The sequence below is a fragment of the Streptomyces sp. NPDC015242 genome, from assembly GCF_043079125.1.
Lineage (GTDB): Bacteria > Actinomycetota > Actinomycetes > Streptomycetales > Streptomycetaceae > Streptomyces.
Genome location: NZ_JBIBUF010000006.1, coordinates 251,671 through 272,302 on the forward strand (window position 1 = coordinate 251,671; position 20,632 = coordinate 272,302).

At 72.9% G+C, this 20,632-nt stretch carries 15 protein-coding genes; 11 read left to right on the forward strand and 4 right to left on the reverse strand.

Translation table 11 applies throughout. The annotated features are described in order from the left end of the window. Nucleotides 1-86: 86 nt before the first annotated feature. On the reverse strand, nt 87-1,946 hold the full coding sequence (locus tag ACF07N_RS21705; RefSeq protein ID WP_392115320.1) for an ATP-binding protein: 1,860 nt from the start codon (nt 1,944-1,946) through the stop codon (nt 87-89). Between the two features lie 661 nt (nt 1,947-2,607). Between ACF07N_RS21705 and ACF07N_RS21710 the strand changes: the two genes are divergently transcribed. Continuing rightward, nucleotides 2,608-4,005 (forward strand): glycoside hydrolase family 16 protein, encoded by a 1,398-nt coding sequence (locus ACF07N_RS21710; RefSeq protein WP_392115324.1) that lies wholly within the window; start codon nt 2,608-2,610, stop codon nt 4,003-4,005. Nucleotides 4,006-4,057: 52 nt separating this feature from the next. Here the strand turns inward: ACF07N_RS21710 and ACF07N_RS21715 are convergent, their stop codons facing one another. Then, entirely contained in the window at nt 4,058-4,945 is an 888-nt protein-coding gene (locus ACF07N_RS21715) for a helix-turn-helix domain-containing protein (RefSeq protein ID WP_383321468.1), read from the reverse strand. A gap of 136 nt (nt 4,946-5,081) precedes the next feature. Here ACF07N_RS21715 and tkt point away from each other — a divergent pair, with 136 nt between their 5' ends. From tkt to ACF07N_RS21755, 8 genes are read left to right on the forward strand one after another with little or no spacing between them, the layout of a single operon-like run. Then, nucleotides 5,082-7,157, forward strand: a complete 2,076-nt coding sequence (gene tkt / locus ACF07N_RS21720; protein WP_392115327.1) for a transketolase — start codon at nt 5,082-5,084, stop codon at nt 7,155-7,157. Nucleotides 7,158-7,176: 19 nt separating this feature from the next. Beyond that, nucleotides 7,177-8,322, forward strand: a complete 1,146-nt coding sequence (gene tal, locus ACF07N_RS21725; protein WP_392115330.1) for a transaldolase — start codon at nt 7,177-7,179, stop codon at nt 8,320-8,322. Further along, nucleotides 8,319-10,031: a glucose-6-phosphate dehydrogenase gene (zwf, locus tag ACF07N_RS21730; protein ID WP_392115333.1), complete on the forward strand. Its 1,713-nt coding sequence runs from the start codon at nt 8,319-8,321 to the stop codon at nt 10,029-10,031. Before tal ends, zwf begins: the two co-directional genes overlap by 4 nt. Continuing rightward, nucleotides 10,028-10,963 (forward strand): glucose-6-phosphate dehydrogenase assembly protein OpcA, encoded by a 936-nt coding sequence (gene opcA, locus ACF07N_RS21735; protein ID WP_392115336.1) that lies wholly within the window; start codon nt 10,028-10,030, stop codon nt 10,961-10,963. The genes zwf and opcA overlap by 4 nt, the downstream gene beginning before the upstream one ends. Continuing rightward, a complete protein-coding gene (pgi, locus tag ACF07N_RS21740; protein ID WP_392115339.1) occupies nt 10,956-12,620 on the forward strand; it encodes a glucose-6-phosphate isomerase in 1,665 nt (554 codons plus the stop codon). The genes opcA and pgi overlap by 8 nt, the downstream gene beginning before the upstream one ends. A gap of 1 nt (nt 12,621) precedes the next feature. Continuing rightward, nucleotides 12,622-13,506, forward strand: a complete 885-nt coding sequence (gnd, locus tag ACF07N_RS21745; protein ID WP_392115342.1) for a phosphogluconate dehydrogenase (NAD(+)-dependent, decarboxylating) — start codon at nt 12,622-12,624, stop codon at nt 13,504-13,506. A 4-nt stretch (nt 13,507-13,510) separates the two neighbouring features. Further along, nucleotides 13,511-14,095, forward strand: coding sequence for a histidine phosphatase family protein (locus ACF07N_RS21750; RefSeq protein WP_392115345.1), 585 nt, complete (start codon nt 13,511-13,513; stop codon nt 14,093-14,095). 59 nt (nt 14,096-14,154) lie between these two features. After that, a complete protein-coding gene (locus ACF07N_RS21755) occupies nt 14,155-15,618 on the forward strand; it encodes a membrane-associated oxidoreductase (RefSeq protein ID WP_392115348.1) in 1,464 nt (487 codons plus the stop codon). Here ACF07N_RS21755 and ACF07N_RS21760 read toward each other — a convergent pair. Together ACF07N_RS21760 and ACF07N_RS21765 are read right to left on the reverse strand one after the other, a co-directional pair. Beyond that, nucleotides 15,605-17,401, reverse strand: coding sequence for a bifunctional sugar phosphate isomerase/epimerase/4-hydroxyphenylpyruvate dioxygenase family protein (locus ACF07N_RS21760; RefSeq protein ID WP_392115351.1), 1,797 nt, complete (start codon nt 17,399-17,401; stop codon nt 15,605-15,607). The genes ACF07N_RS21755 and ACF07N_RS21760 overlap by 14 nt on opposite strands. 19 nt (nt 17,402-17,420) lie before the next feature. After that, nucleotides 17,421-18,296: a shikimate dehydrogenase gene (locus ACF07N_RS21765; RefSeq protein ID WP_383338882.1), complete on the reverse strand. Its 876-nt coding sequence runs from the start codon at nt 18,294-18,296 to the stop codon at nt 17,421-17,423. A 140-nt stretch (nt 18,297-18,436) separates the two neighbouring features. Here ACF07N_RS21765 and ACF07N_RS21770 point away from each other — a divergent pair, with 140 nt between their 5' ends. Together ACF07N_RS21770 and ACF07N_RS21775 are read left to right on the forward strand one after the other, a co-directional pair. Then, a complete protein-coding gene (locus ACF07N_RS21770; protein WP_383338880.1) occupies nt 18,437-19,102 on the forward strand; it encodes a TetR family transcriptional regulator in 666 nt (221 codons plus the stop codon). A gap of 163 nt (nt 19,103-19,265) precedes the next feature. After that, a complete protein-coding gene (locus tag ACF07N_RS21775) occupies nt 19,266-20,624 on the forward strand; it encodes an MFS transporter (protein WP_383321506.1) in 1,359 nt (452 codons plus the stop codon). Nucleotides 20,625-20,632 lie beyond the last annotated feature (8 nt).

The following is a 20,632-nucleotide window of genomic DNA, read 5'->3' on the forward strand; positions in this document are numbered from 1 at the left end:
CGGTCACCGGCCCGTTCCTCCAATCTCACGAACTCAGGCGAGGGAAGGGGCGCCGTGTGCACGGCGCCGGAAGACGAGGCGGGGGATCACGGGGCGGTCGGCGCTTCCGGCTCCCCTTCGGGCCGGGCGTCCGTCCGGCCGGTGTCCCGTCCGCTCAGGCGCCCGCGGTGGAAGGCGCCGAAGCTGGAGCCCGCGTCGCGCGCGGGGGCACGGCCTTCCCCGGCCGGGGCGGGCCGCGCGGGGCCGCGGCGCTGCTCGCGCTCGCGTTCCGCCTGGGCCATGGCGCGTCCGGGGGTGCGGACGGGCAGACCGTTGGGCGTGGGCCCGTCCGGCGCGGGTCCGTCCGCGGCGGGTTCGTGCGGGCGTGCGCGGGTCGGCTCGGGCGTCTCGGCGCGGGCCGCGTGCCGTTCCGGGGCGGCGGGCCGCGCGTGCGGTTCCGGCTCGGGTGCCCGTACGGCGGCGTCGGACCCGGGCGCCGGGAGGGCCGGGCCGGGCGCGGGCTCCGCGGCGGCGGGGGCGGGCCTGGGCTCCGCGGCGGCGGGGCCGGGCGTCGGTACCGCGGCGGCGGTTCCCCGCAGGGTCTGCGCGGGCGCCGGTTCGCGCCGCTGCGCGAGCAGCTGCGGCGGGATCAGGACGACGACGCCGGTGCCGCCCCGCGACGACGGGCGGTAGTTGACGCTGATGCCGTACTTGACGGCGAGCCGTCCGACGACCGCGAGGCCCAGCCGCGTGCCCTGCAGTGAGGCGAGGTCGGTCACGCGCCCGGACACCGCCTCCTCGGCCCGCCGCATCGCGGCGGCGGCCATCTTCAGGCCGCTGTCCTCGATGGTGACGACGATCCCGGCGCTGCGCTCCTCGACGTAGACGTGGACCTCGTCGATCGGCGGGGAGAAGTTGGCGGCGTTGTCGGTGAGTTCGGCGAGCAGGTGCATCACGCCCTCTGCGGCGAACCCGGAGATCGCCGCCGTGGTCGAGCAGTGCAGCCGCACGCGCTGGTAGGCGGCGATCCGGCCGACCGCGCCGCGCAGGATGCTCTCCATCACGATCGGCTTGTTCCACGCGCGGCTGGAACGGCCTCCCATGAGCAGGGCGAGCCGGTCGGTCATCAGACCGAGCTGCGAGGTGGCGTGGTCGAGCCTGAGCAGGTCGCCGAAGACCTCCTCGCCGTACCGCTCCTGCATGTCCCGCAGGTCGGCCAGCATGCTGACGGCCTTGGCCTGCACCCGGCTGAGGGCCTTCGCCGAGGCGGCCTGCGCGGCGGCGGCCCGGCGTTCACTCAGGGCGAGCTCCCGCACGAAGGACTCCACGGGCGCGCGCAGCAGCGGGGACCGCGGCCAGTCGAGCGCGGTGAGGACCGTGTCGGCCGGCTGGCCCTCGCGCAGCCGGGCGACGGCGGTGGGCAGGGTGTCCGCGGTGAGCCGTTCCGCCTCCGCGGCGGCCTCTTCGAGTTCCCGCCGGTGGTTCTCGCACTTGGTGTCCAGGGCGGCCGCGTACTGCGTGGTCTCGTCCATGGCGGAGGCGAAGGTGTGCAGGAGACGGCGCAGCTGCGGGTCCGACGGGGGCGTCGCCGTGGCCAGGACGTCGTTCGCGCGCACGCCGTCCCGCAACCGGCTCGCGATCGCGGGCAGCGTGACGTTCACCAGGTGGCCGGTCTCGGCGGAGACCTGCGCCCACTGGGCCATGTGCCGGTCGGCCTCGGCGAGGCTCTGTGCCGCCGAGCGGCGGGCCCTGCGGATCAGCAGGGTGCTGACGAGGACGGTGACGGCCAGGCACAGCCAGCCGCCGGCGATAGCGCCGAGCGTCCATGCCCGCGCCCGGTCCGGAGCCGCCGCCGCCACACCGGCCGCCGCCGCGGCACTCACCGTCAGCACGGCCAGGGGCGCGGTCGGCGAGGTCCTCGGTGACGTCGCCGGCCGGTGCTGACTGGGCGGTGCAGGCACTGACATGTTCGCGGTCCCCCGGTCGTGGAGAGAAGGAGGCATGGTTCGACCGACATGGGACGGCCGCAGGTCACGCACTGGAGCGCCGACTGGACAGCGCCCTCCGACCTAGGAGCGCCATGCTAGTCACCCGGTGGGCCGAACCGATCGCTCGAGCTGGTTTCCGGGGCGAAGGCGCGATGTCGTCGCGAAGTAGGCGCCGCTGCCCGAAGGAGTGATAGGGAAATCCGGCCATGCCGGGCCTGCATATGCCGGGTGCAGGAGCACTCCGGGGCTCCTCGCGGCGTGAATGTCCGCTTTTCGGTGGGCACTTGAGGGCGCGGACCGTGCCCCACGGGAGCGTATTCCGGCCAACTCCCCGCCCTGGCGGGCGTGCTGCGGCATCCGCAATGGGCGCTTCGCCCGCTCTCGGCACCCCGGCACCGCCGGGACCCACACAGATTCTCCACACCTGCGACCGCCGTACCGGACCGGATCACTCACCTGCCTGCCGCCCCACCCGGCCACGGACCTCAACTCCCCCTGCGCCGAGCCCGGTTCAGGACGCGCACCCGTCAGCACCTTTTACCCCACCTGGCTTCACCTCTTGACGGCCCGGGGCCGGTGCAGCACATTGGCGGCACCTTGAGAGCGCTCTCACCCCTCCCCTTCCCCCGAGAGGCCCCACATGAGCGGAACCTCGAGCACCTCCCGCAGACCCCGCCCCTGGAGGCGGGCGTTCGTCGCCGTCGTCAGCACGCTCGGCCTCGCGGCGGCCGCCGCCGCGGTCGCCACCCCGGCGGCCAACGCCTCGGCCCCGCCGCCCCCGTCCGGCTGGACACAGGTCTTCCTGGACGACTTCACCGGCCCCGCGGGCAGCGGCGTCAACACCTCGAACTGGCAGTACGCCACCGGCAAGGGCTACCCCGGCGGCCCCGCCAACTGGGGCACCGGCGAGATCGAGACGATGACGAGCAGCACCGACAACGTCTCCCTCGACGGCAACGGCAACCTGCGCATCACGCCCCGCCGGGACGCCGCCGGCAACTGGACCTCGGGCCGCATCGAGACCAACCGCACCGACTTCCAGCCCCCGGCCGGCGGCAAGCTCCGCGTCGAGTCGCGCATCCAGGTGCCGAACGTCACCGGAGCCGCCGCCAAGGGCTACTGGCCGGCGTTCTGGATGCTGGGCGCCCCCTACCGCGGCAACTACTGGAACTGGCCGGCGGTCGGCGAGCTGGACATCATGGAGAACACCCAGGGCATGAACACGGTGTTCGCGACGATGCACTGCGGCACCTCGCCGGGCGGACCCTGCAACGAGACCAGCGGCATCGGCGGTTCGACCACCTGCCAGGGCACCTCCTGCCAGGCCGGCTTCCACACCTACCGCATGGAGTGGGACCGCTCCACGAGCGTCGAGGAGATCCGCTTCTACCTCGACGGCGTCAACTTCCACACCGTGCGGGCGAGTCAGGTCGACGCGACGACCTGGCGCAACGCCACCGACCACGGCTTCTTCATCATCCTCAACGTGGCGATGGGCGGCGGCTTCCCCGACGCGTTCGGCGGCGGCCCGGACGCGGGCACCCAGCCCGGGCACGCGATGGTCGTCGACTACGTGCAGGTGCTGTCCTCGGGCGGCGGTGGCACCACGCCGCCGCCCACCGGCAACCGTGACGCCTACGGCACCATCCAGGCCGAGTCCTTCGACGCCCAGTCAGGCGCCATGACCGAGACGACCACCGACTCCGGCGGCGGCCAGAACGTCGGCGCGCTGGCCAACGGCGACTGGCTGCAGTTCAAGGGCGTGAACTTCGGCTCCACGGCGGCCCGGCAGTTCAGCGCCCGGGTCGCGAGCGGCGCCGCGAACGGCGTCAGCGGGCTGGTCGAGGTGCGGCTGGACAGCCGCGGCAACGCGCCGATCGGCAGCTTCGCGGTGGGCAGCACCGGCGGCTGGCAGTCCTGGCGGACGGTCCCCGCCAACATCAGTTCCGTGACGGGCACGCACGACGTCTATCTGACCTTCACCAGCGGTCAGCCGGCGGACTTCGTGAACGTGAACTGGTTCACGTTCGGGCGCTGATCCGGCCCGGCGAAGGGGCTCCACGCGTGCGTGGGGCCCCTTCGCGCTGCCCTCAGCGCAGCTCCGCGCGGAACGCCGCCGGCGTCTGGTCCGTGTGCTGGTGGAAGAACTTGGAGAAGTTCGCGGCGTCCGGGAAGCCGACCGCCGCGCCCACCCGGCCGATGGGCAGGTCGGTGTGGGCGAGGAGACGTTTGGCCTCCAGGACGACGCGCTTGTCGATGAAGGCCTTGGGCGTCTCGCCGGTGGCGGCGCGGACCGCGCGGACCAGGGTGCGGCGGGAGTAGCCGAGCGCGTCGGCGTAGGCGCTGACGCTGTGGTTGCGGGCGAAGTCCCGCTCCACGGCGTCCCGGAAGAGGGTGAACGTCGAGTCGGTCTGCTGCCGCCGCGCCTCGGCCGAGCTGGTAGCGAGGTGCGCGAGGCGCAGCAGGAACGCGGTCAGGGTGTGGCGCAGGACGGCGGTGTGCAGGCCGGGCGGCAGCGTGGCGGTGTCCTCGTACTCGCGCCGCAACTGGGCGAGCCCGGCGCGCAGTCCGGCGAGCCGGGCGGCGTCGGGGTGCAGCAGCGGCGGCAGGTCGTAGCGGTACAGGCCGGTGGCCTCCACGGTCGAGCGGGGCAGGAAGCCCGGTTGCATGGTGAGCACGGTTCCGCGGTACTCGCTCGTCCGCGAGAAGCGGTGGACCTGCCCGGGGCGGATCCACAGCAGGTCCCCGGCGCCGGCCTCGTACTCGGTGAAGTCGACCATGTGCCGGACCGGGCCCTCGCCGAACAGCATCACGACGTGGAAGTCGATGCGGTGCACGCGCTCCAGCGGCGCCTCGGCGTGCCAGGTGCGTCCGGTGCCCATCGGGCCCACCTGCATGCCGACACCGCCGACACTCAGCTCGACCGGGAAGGGGAACGTTCTGATCCCGTCGCCGCCTTGGATGCTTCTGTCCGCCATGTCCGCCTCGTACCGCCCGCCGGTGTCCCACTTTCACCACAGGCTGGCACACGGGGACCTTCCGGCGAAAAAGTCAGACTTTTAGTTTTGAACGCGTCAGTCAGCCCCTTCGCTCCTACTCGAGGACTTCTTGAAGATGAGCACGCAGACAGCGGACAGCTTCGCATGGACCGATCTCGACCGGCGTGCCGTCGACACCGCCCGTCTCCTGGCGGCCGATGCCGTCCAGCGGGTCGGCAACGGGCACCCCGGCACCGCCATGAGCCTGGCGCCGGCCGCCTACACGCTCTTCCAGAAGGTGATGCGGCACAACCCCGCCGACCCGGAGTGGACGGGCCGTGACCGCTTCGTCCTCTCCCCCGGCCACACCTCGCTGACCCTCTACACGCAGCTGTACCTCGCGGGCTACGAGCTGGAGCTGGACGACCTGAAGGCGTTCCGCACGCACGGCTCGAAGACGCCCGGACACCCCGAGTACGGCCACACCGCCGGGGTGGAGACCACCACCGGGCCACTGGGCCAGGGTGTCGCCAACGCGGTCGGCATGGCGATGGCCGCCCGCTACGAGCGCGGCCTGTTCGACCCGGAGGCCCCGCGGGGCGAGTCGCCCTTCGACCACACCGTCTGGGCGATCGTCTCCGACGGCGACCTCCAGGAGGGCGTCTCCGCCGAGGCCTCCTCCCTCGCCGGCCACCAGAAGCTCGGCAACCTGGTCTTCCTCTACGACGACAACCACATCTCCATCGAGGGCGACACCGCGACCGCGTTCTCCGAGGACGTGCTGAAGCGGTACGAGGCCTACGGCTGGCACGTGCAGCGGATCGAGCCGCAGGAGGACGGCGACATCGACGTGCGCGCGCTGTACGCGGCGCTGCGGGCGGCGCAGGCCGAGATCGAGCGGCCCTCCATCATCGCCATGCGCACGATCATCGCCTGGCCCGCGCCGAACGCGCGGAACACCGAGGCCTCCCACGGCTCGGCGCTCGGCGAGGAGGAGGTCGCCGCCACCAAGCGCGTCCTCGGCTTCGACCCGGAGCGAAGCTTCGAGGTCGCCGACGAGGTGCTGGCCCACACCCGCCAGGCCCTGGACCGGGGTGCCGAGGCGCACGCCGCCTGGGACAAGCGGATCGCCGCGTGGCGCGCCGGGAACCCCGAGCGGGCCGCGACCTTCGACCGCGTCAGCAAGGGCGAACTGCCCGACGGCTGGGAGGACGCCCTCCCGGTGTTCGAGCCGGGCAAGGCGGTCGCCACGCGCGCCGCGTCCGGCAAGGTCCTCCAGGCGCTCGGCGCGGTCGTGCCCGAGCTGTGGGGCGGCTCGGCCGACCTGGCCGGTTCGAACAACACCACCATCGACACGTCGTCGTCCTTCCTGCCGGAGGGCAACCCGCTGCCGGAGGCCGACCCGTACGGCCGCACGATCCACTTCGGCATCCGCGAGTTCTCCATGGCGGCGGAGATGAACGGCATCGCGCTGCACGGCAACACGCGCGTCTACGGCGGCACCTTCCTGGTCTTCTCCGACTACATGCGCAACGCCGTGCGCATGTCGGCCCTGATGCAGCTGCCGGTGACGTACGTGTGGACGCACGACTCCGTCGGCCTCGGCGAGGACGGCCCGACGCACCAGCCGGTGGAGCACCTGGCCAGCCTCCGGGCGATCCCCGGCCTGAACGTCGTACGGCCCGCCGACGCCAACGAGACCGCGGTCGTCTGGGCCGAGATCCTGCGCCGGCACACCAGCGACCCGGCCCCGCACGGCCTCGCCCTCTCCCGCCAGGGCGTGCCCACCTACGAGCCGAACCCCGACGCGGCGCGCGGCGGCTACGTCCTCGCCGACTCCTCCACCGAGGTGCCGGACGTGGTCATCGTCGCCACCGGCTCCGAGGTGCAGCTCGCCGTCGCCGCGCGCGAGGCGCTGGAGGCCGACGGGATCGGCACACGCGTGGTGTCGATGCCGTCCGTGGAGTGGTTCGAGCAGCAGCCGCGCGCCTACCGCGACAGTGTGCTCCCGCCGGCCGTGAAGGCCCGGGTCGCGGTCGAGGCCGGGATCGGCCTGACCTGGCACCGCTTCGTGGGGGACGCGGGACGCATCGTCTCCCTGGAGCACTTCGGGGCCTCCGCCGACGCGAAGACCCTGTTCGCCGAGTACGGCTTCACGCCCGGGAACGTCGTCGCGGCCGCCCGGGAATCCCTCACCGCCGCACGCGGTTGATCCGACCGCACGAAGGAAGATGATCACTGTGACCGAAGCAACCGCGAGCGCGGGAGCCCTCAAGCGCCTGTCCGACGAGGGCGTGTCCATCTGGCTCGACGACCTGTCCCGCCGGCGGATCGACTCCGGTGACCTGGCGGAACTCGTCCGGACCAAGGGCGTCGTCGGCGTCACCACCAATCCCTCGATCTTCCAGGCCGCCATCGGCTCCGGCGAGGGCTACGAGGAGCAGCTCGCCGACCTGGCCGTGCGGGGCGTGACCGTGGACGAGGCCGTGCGGATGATGACGACCGCCGACGTGCGGGCCGCCGCCGACGTGCTGCGGCCGGTGTACGAGGCGACGGGCGGCCGGGACGGCCGGGTCTCCATCGAGGTCGACCCCCGGCTGGCCCACGACACGGCGGCGACCGTCGCCGAGGCCCGGCAGCTGGCCTGGCTGGTGGACCGCCCCAACGTGATGATCAAGATCCCGGCGACGAAGGCGGGCCTGCCCGCGATCACCGAGGTGATCGGCGCGGGTATCAGTGTCAACGTGACCCTGATCTTCTCCCTGGAGCGCTACCGCGAGGTGATGGACGCCTACCTCGCCGGCCTGGAGCGGGCGCGGGCGGCGGGTCTGGACCTGTCGGCCGTCCACTCGGTCGCGTCCTTCTTCGTCTCCCGCGTGGACGCCGAGATCGACAAGCGGCTGACGCTGCTGGGCACGGACGAGGCCCTCGCCCTGAAGGGCCGGGCGGCCCTGGCCAACGCGCGGCTCGCCTACGAGGCGTACGAGCAGGTCTTCGCCGGGCCGCGCTGGCAGGCCCTGGCGGAGGCCGGGGCGAACCCCCAGCGCCCCCTTTGGGCCTCCACCGGTGTGAAGGACCCCGCCTACAAGGACACCCTGTACGTGGACGGACTGGTCGCCCCCGGCACGGTCAACACCATGCCGGAGGCCACGCTGAACGCCGTCGCCGACCACGGCGACGTCCGGGGCGACACGGTCACCGGCGGTTACGACCGGGCCCGGGCGGACCTGGCAGCCGTCGGGCGGCTCGGCATCGCATACGACGAGGTGGTGCGGCAACTGGAGGACGAGGGAGTGGCCAAGTTCGAGGTGGCCTGGCAGGACCTGCTGGACGCGGTCACCAAGTCCTTGAACAGCGAGGGAGTTGACGCGGAATGAGCGAGGGCATCGACCGGACGGCCGAGCAGGAGACGAAGGGGACCAAGGAGGACAAGGAGGCCCGGGCGGCCCAGGAGGCGGCCGGGGTCGAGCAGACGGGGGTGAGCGGCACCGAACCGTCCGGGGACGGGCGGACCGGCGACGGCGGCACGGCGGAGGCCGCACCGGGCACCGACCCCGCCGACACCGACTTCATCAACCCCCTGCGCGACGCGCAGGACCGCCGGCTGCCCAGGATCGCGGGCCCCTCCGGGCTCGTCATCTTCGGCGTGACCGGCGACCTGTCCCGCAAGAAGCTGATGCCGGCCGTGTACGACCTGGCCAACCGGGGTCTGCTGCCCCCCGGCTTCTCCCTGGTGGGCTTCGCCCGCCGGGACTGGGAGGACCAGGACTTCGCGCAGGTCGTGCACGACGCGGTGCGCGAGCACGCCCGGACCCCGTTCCGCGAGGAGGTCTGGCAGCAGCTCGCCGAGGGCATGCGGTTCATCCCGGGCGACTTCGACGACGACGACGCGTTCGAGCAGCTGCGCTCCGCCGTGGAGGAGCTGGACGCCTCCCGGGGCACCAGCGGCAACTACGCGTTCTACCTCTCGGTGCCGCCGAAGTTCTTCCCGAAGGTCGTCCAGCAGCTGAAGAAGCACAAGCTGGCCGACGCCCCGGAGGGATCCTGGCGCCGCGCGGTCATCGAGAAGCCGTTCGGGCACGATCTGCGGTCGGCCGAGGAGCTCAACCGGATCGTGCACGAGGTGTTCGACCCGGAGCAGGTCTTCCGCATCGACCACTACCTGGGCAAGGAGACGGTCCAGAACCTCCTGGCGCTGCGCTTCGCCAACCAGATGTTCGAGCCGATCTGGAACCGGTCGTTCGTCGACCATGTGCAGATCACCATGGCCGAGGACATCGGCATCGGCGGCCGGGCCGGCTACTACGACGGCATCGGCGCCGCCCGTGACGTCATCCAGAACCACCTGCTGCAGCTGATGGCGCTCACCGCGATGGAGGAGCCGGCCGCCTTCGACGCCCCGTCGCTGCTCACCGAGAAGCTGAAGGTCCTCAAGGCCGTGCGGCTGCCGCAGGACCTCGGGCAGGGCACCGTGCGCGGGCAGTACGCGGCGGCCTGGCAGGGCGGCGCGAAGGTGTGCGGCTACCTGGAGGAGGAGGGCATCGACCCGTCCTCCACCACCGACACCTACGCCGCGATCCGCCTCCAGGTGGACAACCGCCGCTGGGCGGGCGTGCCGTTCTACCTGCGCACCGGCAAGCGGCTGGGCCGCCGGGTGACGGAGATCGCGGTCGTCTTCCAGCGGGCCCCGCACTCCCCCTTCGACTCCACGGCGACCGAGGAGCTCGGTGCCAACGCGATCGTCATCCGCGTCCAGCCGGACGAGGGCATGACGGTCCGCTTCGGTTCCAAGGTGCCGGGCACGTCGATGGAGATCCGGGACGTGACGATGGACTTCGCCTACGGCGAGTCGTTCACCGAATCGAGCCCCGAGGCGTACGAACGGCTGATCCTGGACGTCCTCCTGGGCGACGCCAACCTGTTCCCGCGTCACCAGGAAGTGGAAGAGTCCTGGAAGATCCTCGACCCGATCGAGCAGTACTGGGCCACGCACGGCCGGCCCGCGCAGTACGCCGCGGGCAGCTGGGGACCCGCGGAAGCCGACGAGATGCTCGCACGAGACGGACGGAGCTGGCGCAGGCCATGAAGATCGACCTGACCGACACCACGGCAAGCAAGATCAACAAGGCGCTGGTGCAGGGCCGCCGCGCCATCGGCACCCCCGCCGTGGGCATGGTCCTGACGATGGTGATCGTCACGGACGAGGAGAACGCCTACGACGCGATCAAGGCCGCCGAGGAGGCCTCGCACGAGCACCCCTCGCGCACCCTGGTCGTCATCAAGCGGCACGCCCGCACCCCCCGCGACCGCCAGTCCTCCCGGCTGGACGCCGAGGTCCGGGTGGGCGCCGACGCGGGTACCGGCGAGACGGTGATCCTGCGGACCTACGGCGAGGTGTCCGACCACGCCGACTCGGTCGTCCTGCCGCTGCTGCTGCCGGACGCGCCGGTGGTGGTGTGGTGGCCGGTGGACGCCCCGGACGTGCCCTCCAAGGACCCGCTCGGCGCCCTGGCCCAGCGGCGGATCACCGACCTGTACGCGGTCGAGGACCCGCTGGGCACCCTGGAGAGGCGGGTGCGCGCCTACGCGCCCGGTGACACCGACCTGGCCTGGACCCGGCTGACGCCCTGGCGCTCGATGCTGGCCGCCGCGCTGGACCAGGCCCGCGCGAAGGTGACCTCGGCGGCCGTCGAGGCCGAGGCCGAGAACCCGGCCGCCGAACTGCTGGCCCGCTGGCTGGAGGCCCGGCTGCACGTCCGGGTCGACCGCGTGGTCACCGCCGGACCGGTCGTGACGGCCGTCCGCCTGGGCACCCGGCAGGGCGAGATCGTCATCGACCGCCCCGAGGGGCCGCTGGCCACGCTGAGCTTGCCGGGCCAGCCGTCCCGCACGCTCGCGCTGAAGGTCCGTGCCACCTCCGAACTCATCGCCGAGGAGCTGCGGCGCCTCGACGCGGACGAGATGTACGCCATCGCCCTGAACGGCGAGGCAACCGAGGAGACCCCCGCTCATGTCTGACACTTCCGCCGGCTCGCCCCGGCTCACCCGGCGGCCCGAGTGGGCCGCCCTGGAGGACCACCGCTCGGACGCGCTGCCGCAGCCCGATCTGCGCCGGCTCTTCGAGGCGGACCCGGGCCGCGCCGAGCGCTACGTGGTGCACGTCGGTGACCTGCGCATCGACTACTCCAAGCACCTCGTCACCGACGAGACGCTGGCCCTGCTCCAGGAACTGGCCGCCGCGACCGACGTGTTCGGGCTGCGGGACGCCATGTTCCGCGGCGAGCGCATCAACACCACCGAGAACCGGGCCGTGCTGCACACCGCGCTGCGGGCCCCGCGGGACGCGGTGATCGAGGTCGACGGCGAGAACGTGGTGCCCGGTGTGCACGCGGTGCTCGACAAGATGGCCGCGTTCGCGGACCGGGTGCGCTCCGGCGAGTGGACCGGCCACACCGGCAAGCGGATCCGCAACGTCGTCAACATCGGCATCGGCGGCTCCGACCTGGGCCCCGCCATGGCCTACGAGGCGCTGCGGCCGTTCACCGACCGCTCGCTGACGTTCCGCTTCGTGTCGAACGTGGACGGCTCGGACCTGCACGAGGCGATCCGGGACCTGGACCCGGCCGAGACGCTGTTCATCGTCGCGTCGAAGACCTTCACCACGATCGAGACCATCACCAACGCCACCTCGGCGCGCTCCTGGCTGCTGGAGGGGCTCGGGGGCGACGAGAAGGCGGTCGCCAGGCACTTCGTGGCGCTGTCGACCAACGCCGAGAAGGTCACCGCCTTCGGCATCGACGTCGACAACATGTTCGAGTTCTGGGACTGGGTCGGCGGCCGCTACTCCTACGACTCCGCGATCGGCCTGTCCCTGATGATCGCCATCGGCCCGGACCGCTTCCGGGAGATGCTCGACGGCTTCCGCATCGTCGACGAGCACTTCCGCAACGCTCCCGCCGAGGCCAACGCCCCGCTGATCATGGGCCTGCTGGGCATCTGGTACGGCAACTTCCACGACGCCCAGTCGCACGCGGTGCTCCCCTACAGCCACTACCTGTCCAAGTTCACCGCCTACCTCCAGCAGCTCGACATGGAGTCCAACGGCAAGTCGGTCGACCGCGACGGCCGCGCCGTCGAATGGGAGACCGGCCCGGTCGTCTGGGGCACGCCCGGCACCAACGGGCAGCACGCCTACTACCAGTTGATCCACCAGGGCACCAAGCTCATCCCGGCCGACCTCATCGGCTTCGCCCGGCCGGTCGCCGAACTGAGCGACGAACTGAAGGCCCAGCACGACCTGCTGATGGCGAACCTGTTCGCGCAGGGGCAGGCGCTCGCCTTCGGCAAGACCGCCGACGAGGTGCGCGCGGAGGGCGTGCCCGAGGAGCAGGTGCCGCACCGCACGTTCCGGGGCAACCACCCGACCACCACGATCCTGGCCACCGAGCTGACCCCGTCGGTCCTCGGCCAGCTGGTCGCCCTCTACGAGCACAAGGTGTTCGTGCAGGGCGCGGTGTGGAACATCGACTCCTTCGACCAGTGGGGCGTCGAGCTCGGCAAGGTCCTCGCCAAGCGCGTCGAACCCGCCCTGACCGAGGGCGCGGACGTCCCCGGTCTCGACCCGTCCACGGCCGCGCTGGTGGCCGCCTACCGCAATCTCCGGGAAGTGAACTGACATGCAGATCGGTCTTGTGGGTCTCGGCAAGATGGGCGGCAACATGCGCGAGCGCCTGCGCAACGCCGGCCACACCGTCATCGGCTACGACACCGACCCCGAGAAGTCGGACGTCTCCAGCCTCGCCGACCTCGTCAACCAGCTGGAGGCGCCCCGCACGGTCTGGGTCATGGTGCCCGCCGGCGGCCCCACCCAGCACGTCATCGACCAGCTCGCCGGTCTGCTCAAGCCGTACGACACGGTCGTCGACGGCGGCAACTCCCGCTGGACGGACGACGAGAAGCACGCCGAGGAGCTGAGCAAGCGCGGCATCGGCTTCGTCGACGCCGGCGTCTCGGGCGGCGTGTGGGGCCTGAAGAACGGCTACGCCCTGATGGTCGGCGGCGAGAAGGAGACCGTCGACCGGCTGCGGCCGATCTTCGACGCGCTCAAGCCGGAGGGCCCCTACGGCTACGTCCACGCGGGCAGGGTGGGTGCCGGGCACTTCGCCAAGATGGTCCACAACGGCATCGAGTACGCCATGATGCAGGCCTACGCCGAGGGCTGGGAGCTGCTGGAGGCCGTCGACTCCGTGGACAACGTCCGCGAGGTGTTCCGCTCCTGGCAGGAGGGCACCGTCATCCGGTCCTGGCTGCTCGACCTCGCGGTCAACGCGCTCGACGAGGACGAGCACCTGGAGAACCTGCGCGGCTACGCCCAGGACTCCGGCGAGGGCCGCTGGACCGTGGAGGCGGCGATCGACAACTCCGTTCCGCTGCCCGCCATCACGGCCTCGCTGTTCTCCCGGTTCGCCTCGCGGCAGGACGACTCGCCGCAGATGAAGATGATCGCGGCGCTGCGCAACCAGTTCGGCGGCCACGCCGTCGAGTCCGCGAAGAAGGCGTGACACCGTGGGCGATCTGCTGCTGGTCCGCCACGGCGAGACGGAGTGGAGCCGGAGCGGACAGCACACCAGCTTCACCGACCTGCCCCTCACCCCCCGCGGTGAGGAGCAGGCCGGGTCGCTGGCCCCGCTCCTGGCGGACCGGCCCTTCGCCCTGGTCCTCACCAGCCCCCTCGCCCGCGCGGTGCGCACCGCCGCCCTCGCGGGCCTGACGGGCACCGAGCAGGACCCGGACCTGCACGAGTGGCACTACGGCGCCTACGAGGGCGTCACCACCGACGAGATACACCGCGCCCGCCCCGGCTGGGACCTGTGGACCGACGGTGCCCCGCCCGGGCCCGACGGGCCCGGGGAGTCCCCCGAGGAGGTCGGCAAGCGCGCCGACCGGGTGCTGGCCCGGGCGGCCGGGGCGCTGGCCGCGGGTGACGTGCTGCTGGTGGCCCACGGCCACTTCCTGCGCGTCCTGACGGCCCGCCGGCTGGGCCTGCCGCCGTCGGAGGGGCGGTTGTTCCGGCTGGAGACGGGCACCGTCTGCCGGCTGTCCACCGAGCACGGCCGGCCCGTGATCGCGGAGTGGAACACCAGGGCGTGACCGGCCCCGGCCGGAGGCGGGTTGACAGCCTCCGGCCGGTCCCGCCAGAGTCCCCGCTGATGCGGATCGACAGCATGACACCGGCCGAGGAACGGGTCTGGCGCGCCTTCCCGCGCGGGGAGGACGTGGACTTCCGCGACCCCGCCGACGATCCGGCGCGCGGTGCCGGCCCGGGACCCGAACGGACCGTCCGCGCGGCCGTGCTGCGGGCGCTGCTGCTGAGCGCCCCGCAGGAGGACGGGGAGACGGCCGCCCTGCGGCTGGCGGGGGCGCGGATCACCGGCGAGCTGCGCCTCCAGTACGCCGACATCGACCACGCGGTGCGCCTGAGCGACTGCTTCTTCGAGGACCCGCCCGTGCTGTACGCGGCGCGGCTGCGGCAGCTCAACCTGCGCGGCTCGGTCCTGCCCGCCCTGCACGCCGAGAACCTGCGCGTGGACGGCGTGCTGCGCCTGTCGGGCTGCCGGTTCGGCGGACCCGTACGGCTCGCCGGGGCGCAGATCACCGGGGCGCTGTTCCTGGACGGTGCCGACGTCGGCGCACCGCCCGCCGGGCAGCCCGCGCTCCAGCTCAACCACGTCACCGTCGGCGACGGCCTGTCGGCGCCCGGCCTGCGCACACGCGGCGAGATCCGGCTGACGGGCGCGTCGACCACCGGCACCATCGACCTGGCCGGGGCCCGCCTGGACGCCGGACCCGGCGCCGCCGCCCTCGACGCGGTCACCCTCACGGTGGAGGGCGACGTCCTGCTGCGCGAGGCGGAGGTATGCGGCTGGATCGGACTGCGCGGCGCCCGCGTCGCCGGGCGCCTGGACTTCTCCCGCGCCCGCCTGGCGAACCCCGGCGGGACGGCGCTGCGCGCCAGCAGCTGCACACTCGGGGAGCTCTGGCTGCGCGAGGGCCCGCCCGTCTCGGGCGCGCTGAACCTGCGCCGCGCCCAGGTGGACGTCCTCTTCCTGGCACCGGAGTCGGTGCCGGGGGAGGTCCTGCTCGACAGCCTCGTCTACACCTCCCTCACCCCGCACGAACCCGCCGAGCGGCGCCTGGCCATGCTGGAACGGGACCGCGAGGGCTATGTCCCGCACGCCTACGAGCAGTTGACCGCGGCCTACCGCCGGATCGGCGACGACGACGCCGCCCGTGTCGTCCAGCTCGCCAAGCAGCGCCGCCGGCGCGCCACCCTGCCGTGGCCCGGCCGCTGGTGGGGCCACGTCCAGGACGCGGCCGTCGGCTACGGCTTCCGTCCCCTGCGCGCCGCGGGCTGGCTGGTGTCGCTGCTGGTGCTCGGTTCCCTCGCCTACGCACTGCACCGTCCCCGGGCCCTGAAGCCGGACGAGGCCCCGGAGTTCAACCCGGTCTTCTACACCCTCGACCTGCTCCTGCCGGTGATCTCCTTCGGGCAGGAGGGGGCGTTCGCACCCACCGGCTGGCACCAGTGGCTCTCCTACGCGCTGGTGCTCACCGGCTGGATCCTCGCCACCGCGGTCGTCACCGGCGTCACCCGGACCGTCAGCCGCCCGTGAGCGCCCGCACCGCGTGCTGCGCGGCCAGCCGCACCGGCGCGTTGGCGGCGCCGTAGCCGCGGTAGCCGCCGTCGCGCTGGACCAGTTCGAAGAAGACCCGGCCCACCGTGCGGGTGTAGCAGTGGCGGAAGACGCCGTGGGCGTCCCGGTCGTAGAGGATGCCGAGCTCGCGGTAGGTCTCCAGCTCTCCGTCGGCGAACGTGAAGCGGGCGGCGAGGTCGTCGTAGTAGTTCGCCGGGACCGGCAGCGGGCTGCCGCCGGCCTCGCGGAAGCGGCGGGCCGCGGACACCACGTCGTCGGCGGCGAGGGCGATGTGCTGGGCGTGGACCGTGTCGTCCGTGGGGGCGGCGCCGACGGTGAGGACGATCCGCACACCGCCGTCGGCGCTCGCGACGGCCCGGCTGCGCAGCAGCCCGTAGGGGTCGGCGACGTCCACGCTCTCGCGGGCGTCCAGGCCGAGCACGCCCCGGTGGAACAGAACCGCCTCGTCGAAGTGGTGCCAGGGCTGGGTGAGGGCGACGTGGTCGATGCCCCGGACGCCCGCACCGGCCGCGGGCCGGCCCGTGTCCTCGAAGTCGCCCCGCCAGTCGGGCACTCCGGGCCGGCCGGTGGCGCAGAAGAACAGCTCCGTCCCGTCCGGGGCGGCGACCGCCTCCAGCGCGGCGTCCTCGGACGCCCGGCGGCGGGGCAGCACGGGCGCGAGCAGGGCCTCGGCGCGCCGGGCCGCTCCGGCCGGGTCCGGTGACTCCAGCCCGACGGCGGCGAGCTGGGCCCCGTCGCGGCGCACGGCCGGCCCGGTGTTGACGAGGATCCGGGCCTGCCCCTGCTCCCACAGGGCGACGGGCTTGCCGCGGTGGCGTGCGGTGCGGGTGAAGCCCAGGGCACCGAGCAGCGCGGTGAGCGGCTCGGCGTCGGGTGTGACCAGCTCGGCGAAGGCGACCCCGGTGGGGACGACGGGCCGCGGCAGCGGCGCCCGGCCCACGGCCTCTTCCAGGAGCAGCAGGGAGCGCCGGGCGTCCACGGCGGTCGGGCCGGCCTCGGCCTGCCGGAAGACGTCGTTGAAGACCTCGAGGGAGAGTGGTCCGGTGTAGCCGGCGCGCAGCGCGTGCCGCACCAGGCCGGCGACGTCGAAGCCGCCCTGGCCGGGGAAGCAGCGGTAGTGGCGGCTCCACTGCAGGACGTCCATGGCGAGCAGCGGGGCGTCGGCGAGCTGCAGGAAGAAGATCTTCTCGCCGGGGATGTCCTCGATGCCCCTGGGGTCCGAGCCGCGCGAGAGGATGTGGAAGCTGTCCAGGCAGGTGCCGAGCGCCGGGTGCCCGGCCGTCTCGACGACGCGCCAGGCGTGCTCGTAGGTGCTGACGTGCCGGCCCCAGGCCAGGGCCTCGTAGGCCACCCGGACGCCGGAGTCACGGGCGGCGTCGGCGAGCCGGCTGAGCTGCTCGGCGGCGAGGGCGTCGTCGTCCACCGCCTGCGGGGAGACGCTGGAGCAGACGAGGACCGTGTCCGCGCCGAGCCTGCGCATCAGCTCGAACTTGTGCCGGGCGCGCCGCAGGTTCCGCGCGAACTCCTCCTCGGGGACGGCCTCGATGTCCCGCATCGGCTGGTAGAGGTCGATGCCGAGGCCCAGGTCGGCGCAGCGGGCCCGGATCTCCTCGGGGGTGAGGGGGCTGGCCAGCAGGTCGTTCTCGAAGATCTCCACCCCGTCGAAGCCGGCCCGGGCGGCGGCGTCGAGCTTCTCGGTGAGGGAACCGCTGAGGGAGACGGTGGCGATGGACGTACGCAACGTCGGTGTCCCTTCCTTGTCAGTGAGGCGCGCCGACGGCCCCGGCCAGTTCGGTCAGGTCGGCCAGCATCCGCGGGGCGTCGGGTTCCCGGCCGGTGAACAGGCGGAACGCGTCGGCGGCCTGGAAGGCGGCCATGCCGCCGCCGTCGAGGGTGGCGCAGCCCAGCGCCCGGGCGGTGCGCAGCAGCTCGGTCTCCAGCGGCCGGTAGACCACCTCGGCGACCCACAGGCCGGGGTGGAGCAGTCCGGCGGGCAGCGGCAGCCCGGGGTGGGCGGCCATGCCGGTGGGGGTGGCGTGGACGAGGCCGTCGGCGTGCGCGAGCAACCGCGCCTGCCGGTCCGCGGGCGCGGCGGCCGCCCGGCCCTCGCCGAAGGCGCGGTTGAGGGCGGCGGCGAGCGCCGCGGCCCGGTCGGGCAGGGCGTCGACGACGGTGATGTGCCCGGCGCCGAGGGTGAGCAGGGCGTGCGCGACGGCCGCGCCCGCGCCGCCGGCCCCGAGCTGCACGACCCGGTCCAGGGGCGCGTCGGGCAGGCCGCGGGCGAAGGAGGCGGCGAAGCCGGTGACGTCCGTGTTGTGGCCGACGGCCCGGCCGTGCTCGAAGACGACGGTGTTGACCGCGCCCAGCGCCTCGGCCTGGGGGGCGAGCGCGTCCAGGTGCGCCAGGACCAGCTGCTTGCACGGGTGGGTGATGTTGAGCCCGTCGAAACCCAGGTCACGGGCGGCCCGCACCAGGTCGCCCACCGCTTCGGGCGGCACCCCGAGGGGGTCGATGTCGATGAGCCGGTACAGCAGACGCAGACCCTGGCGGTCGGCTTCCCGCTCGTGCAGCGCCGGACTGAGCGACGGTCCGATGCCGGAACCGATCAGTCCGGTCAGATACGAGTCCTTGGCCACGCGCGCCTCCCGAGCGGCTCACTAATGTACGAACTAGTACGTTAGCTATATCAGCCGCGTTCCGACTCGGGAAGACCCCGGGCGGCCGGGCCCCTGCTTCTACAATCACCGGCACCGGCCCCTCCGCCCGAAGGAACCTGATGACCAGCGTCGAAGAACCGGCACGCCCCGGCGAGCGCATCCGTGACGCCGCCCGCACCCGGGCCGAGATCCTCGACGTCGCCACCCAGGAGTTCGCCCGGGCCGGGTACGACGGGGCCCGCGTCGACGAGATCGCCGCCCGCACCCGCACCACGAAGCGGATGATCTACTACTACTTCGGCGGCAAGGAACAGCTGTTCACGGCCGTGCTGGAGCGGGCCTACGGCGTGATCCGGGAGGCCGAGCAGCAGCTCGACGTCGACCACCTCGACCCCGTCGCGGCGATCCGGCGCCTGGCCGAGCTGACCTTCGACCACCATGAGCAGCACCCCGACTTCATCCGCCTGGTCAGCATCGAGAACATCCACGAGGCGCACCACATCGCCGGCTCCGAGCGGCTCGGCACGATCGGCTCCCCCGCCCTGGACGTGATCCGCCGCATCCTGGCCTCCGGACGCGAGTCGGGCCTGTTCACGGCCGACGTGGACGCCGTCGACCTGCACGCGATGATCTCCTCGTTCTGCTTCTTCCGGGTCTCCAACCGGCACACCTTCGGCGCCCTGTTCGGCCGCGACCTGCTCGACCCCGAGCAGCGCGCGCATTACCGGGCCATGCTCGGCGACATGGTGATCGCCTACCTGACCGCGGAGCGCGCGGCGGACTGAACGCCCGGCGCGCGACCCCTTGACACCGGTGACACGCGAGCGCAGCATCACTGGCCATCCCCCTACTAACTACCCAGTGGGTTAATTAGCCGCGATCCGGCCCGTCCCCCTCTGTTCGTCCGTGTCCCGCTCCGCCCAGGGTGGAGCCGTCGAAGGAGCCGCCGTGTCCGTCCCCGCCACGCCCGCAGGGGCCGCCGCCCCGCCCGGCCAGCCCAGGAAAGCCGCCACCGCCGCCTGGATCGGCAGTGCCCTGGAGTACTACGACTTCTTCATCTACGGCAGCGCCGCCGCGCTGATCTTCCCGGAGGTGTTCTTCGACGAGTCCGACCCGGCCACGGCGACGCTGCTGTCGCTGGCCACGTTCGGCGTCGCGTACGCCGCCCGCCCGGTCGGCGCGCTGGTCCTCGGCCACTTCGGCGACCGGCTCGGCCGCAAGAAGATCATGGTCTTCACGCTGATGCTGATGGGTCTGTCGACCTTCCTGATCGGCTGTCTGCCGACCCGGGAGCAGGTCGGCACCCTGGCCCCGGTGCTGCTGGTGCTGTGCCGGGTCCTGCAGGGCATCTCGGCCGCGGGTGAGCAGGCCAGCGCCAACTCCATGACGCTGGAGCACGCGCCGCCGGACCGGCGCGGCTTCTTCACCAGCTTCACCCTCAGCGGCACGCAGGGCGGCCAGTTGCTGGCCACCCTGGTCTTCATCCCGGTCGCCGCGCTGCCCGAGGAGCAGTTGCTGTCGTGGGGCTGGCGGGTGCCGTTCTGGCTGAGTGTCGCGGTCGCCGTCGCGGGCTGGGTCATCCGGCGCAAGCTGGACGAGACGCCGGCGTTCGCCCAGCAGGCGGCCGAGGAGGGTGTCGTGAAGATGCCGCTGCTGGTGCTGGTGCGCGAGCACTGGGCGGACGTGCTGCGGGTGATCGCGGGGGCCCTGATCGCCTCCGTCAGCACGATCTTCACGGTGTGGGCGCTGGCGTACGCCACGAGCGACGCGGTCGGCATGTCCCGCACGTCCATGCTGTGGGTGGGCGCCCTGGCCAACGTGGTCGCGCTGGCCGCGATCCCGCTGTGGGCCACGCTCTCCGACCGGATCGGGCGCCGGCCGGTGTTCCTGGTCGGCGCGGCCGGCAGCGCGGTGACGATGGTCCTCTACCTGTGGGCGATCTCCACGGGCTCCTACCCGCTGACCTTCCTCACGGGCGTGCTGTGCTTCGGTGTCGTCTACAGCGCGGCGAACGGGGTGTGGCCCGCCTTCTACGGCGAGATGTTCGCGACCCGGGTGCGGTTGTCCGGCGTGGCCATCGGCACGCAGATCGGGTTCGCGGCGGCCGGGTTCGCCGTCACGTTCGCGGCGCGGATCGCCGGTCCCGGCGGGGACGACTGGTCGGCGGTGGCGCTGTTCACGGCGGCCCTGTGCGTGCCGCCGGTGATCGCGGCGGTGACGGCGCGGGAGACCCACCGGGTGCCCACCGAGGCGCTGGGCGAGCGCGCCGTGCGTCCGGCGGCCCGGGCCGACAAGGTGACCGCCTGACGGACCGG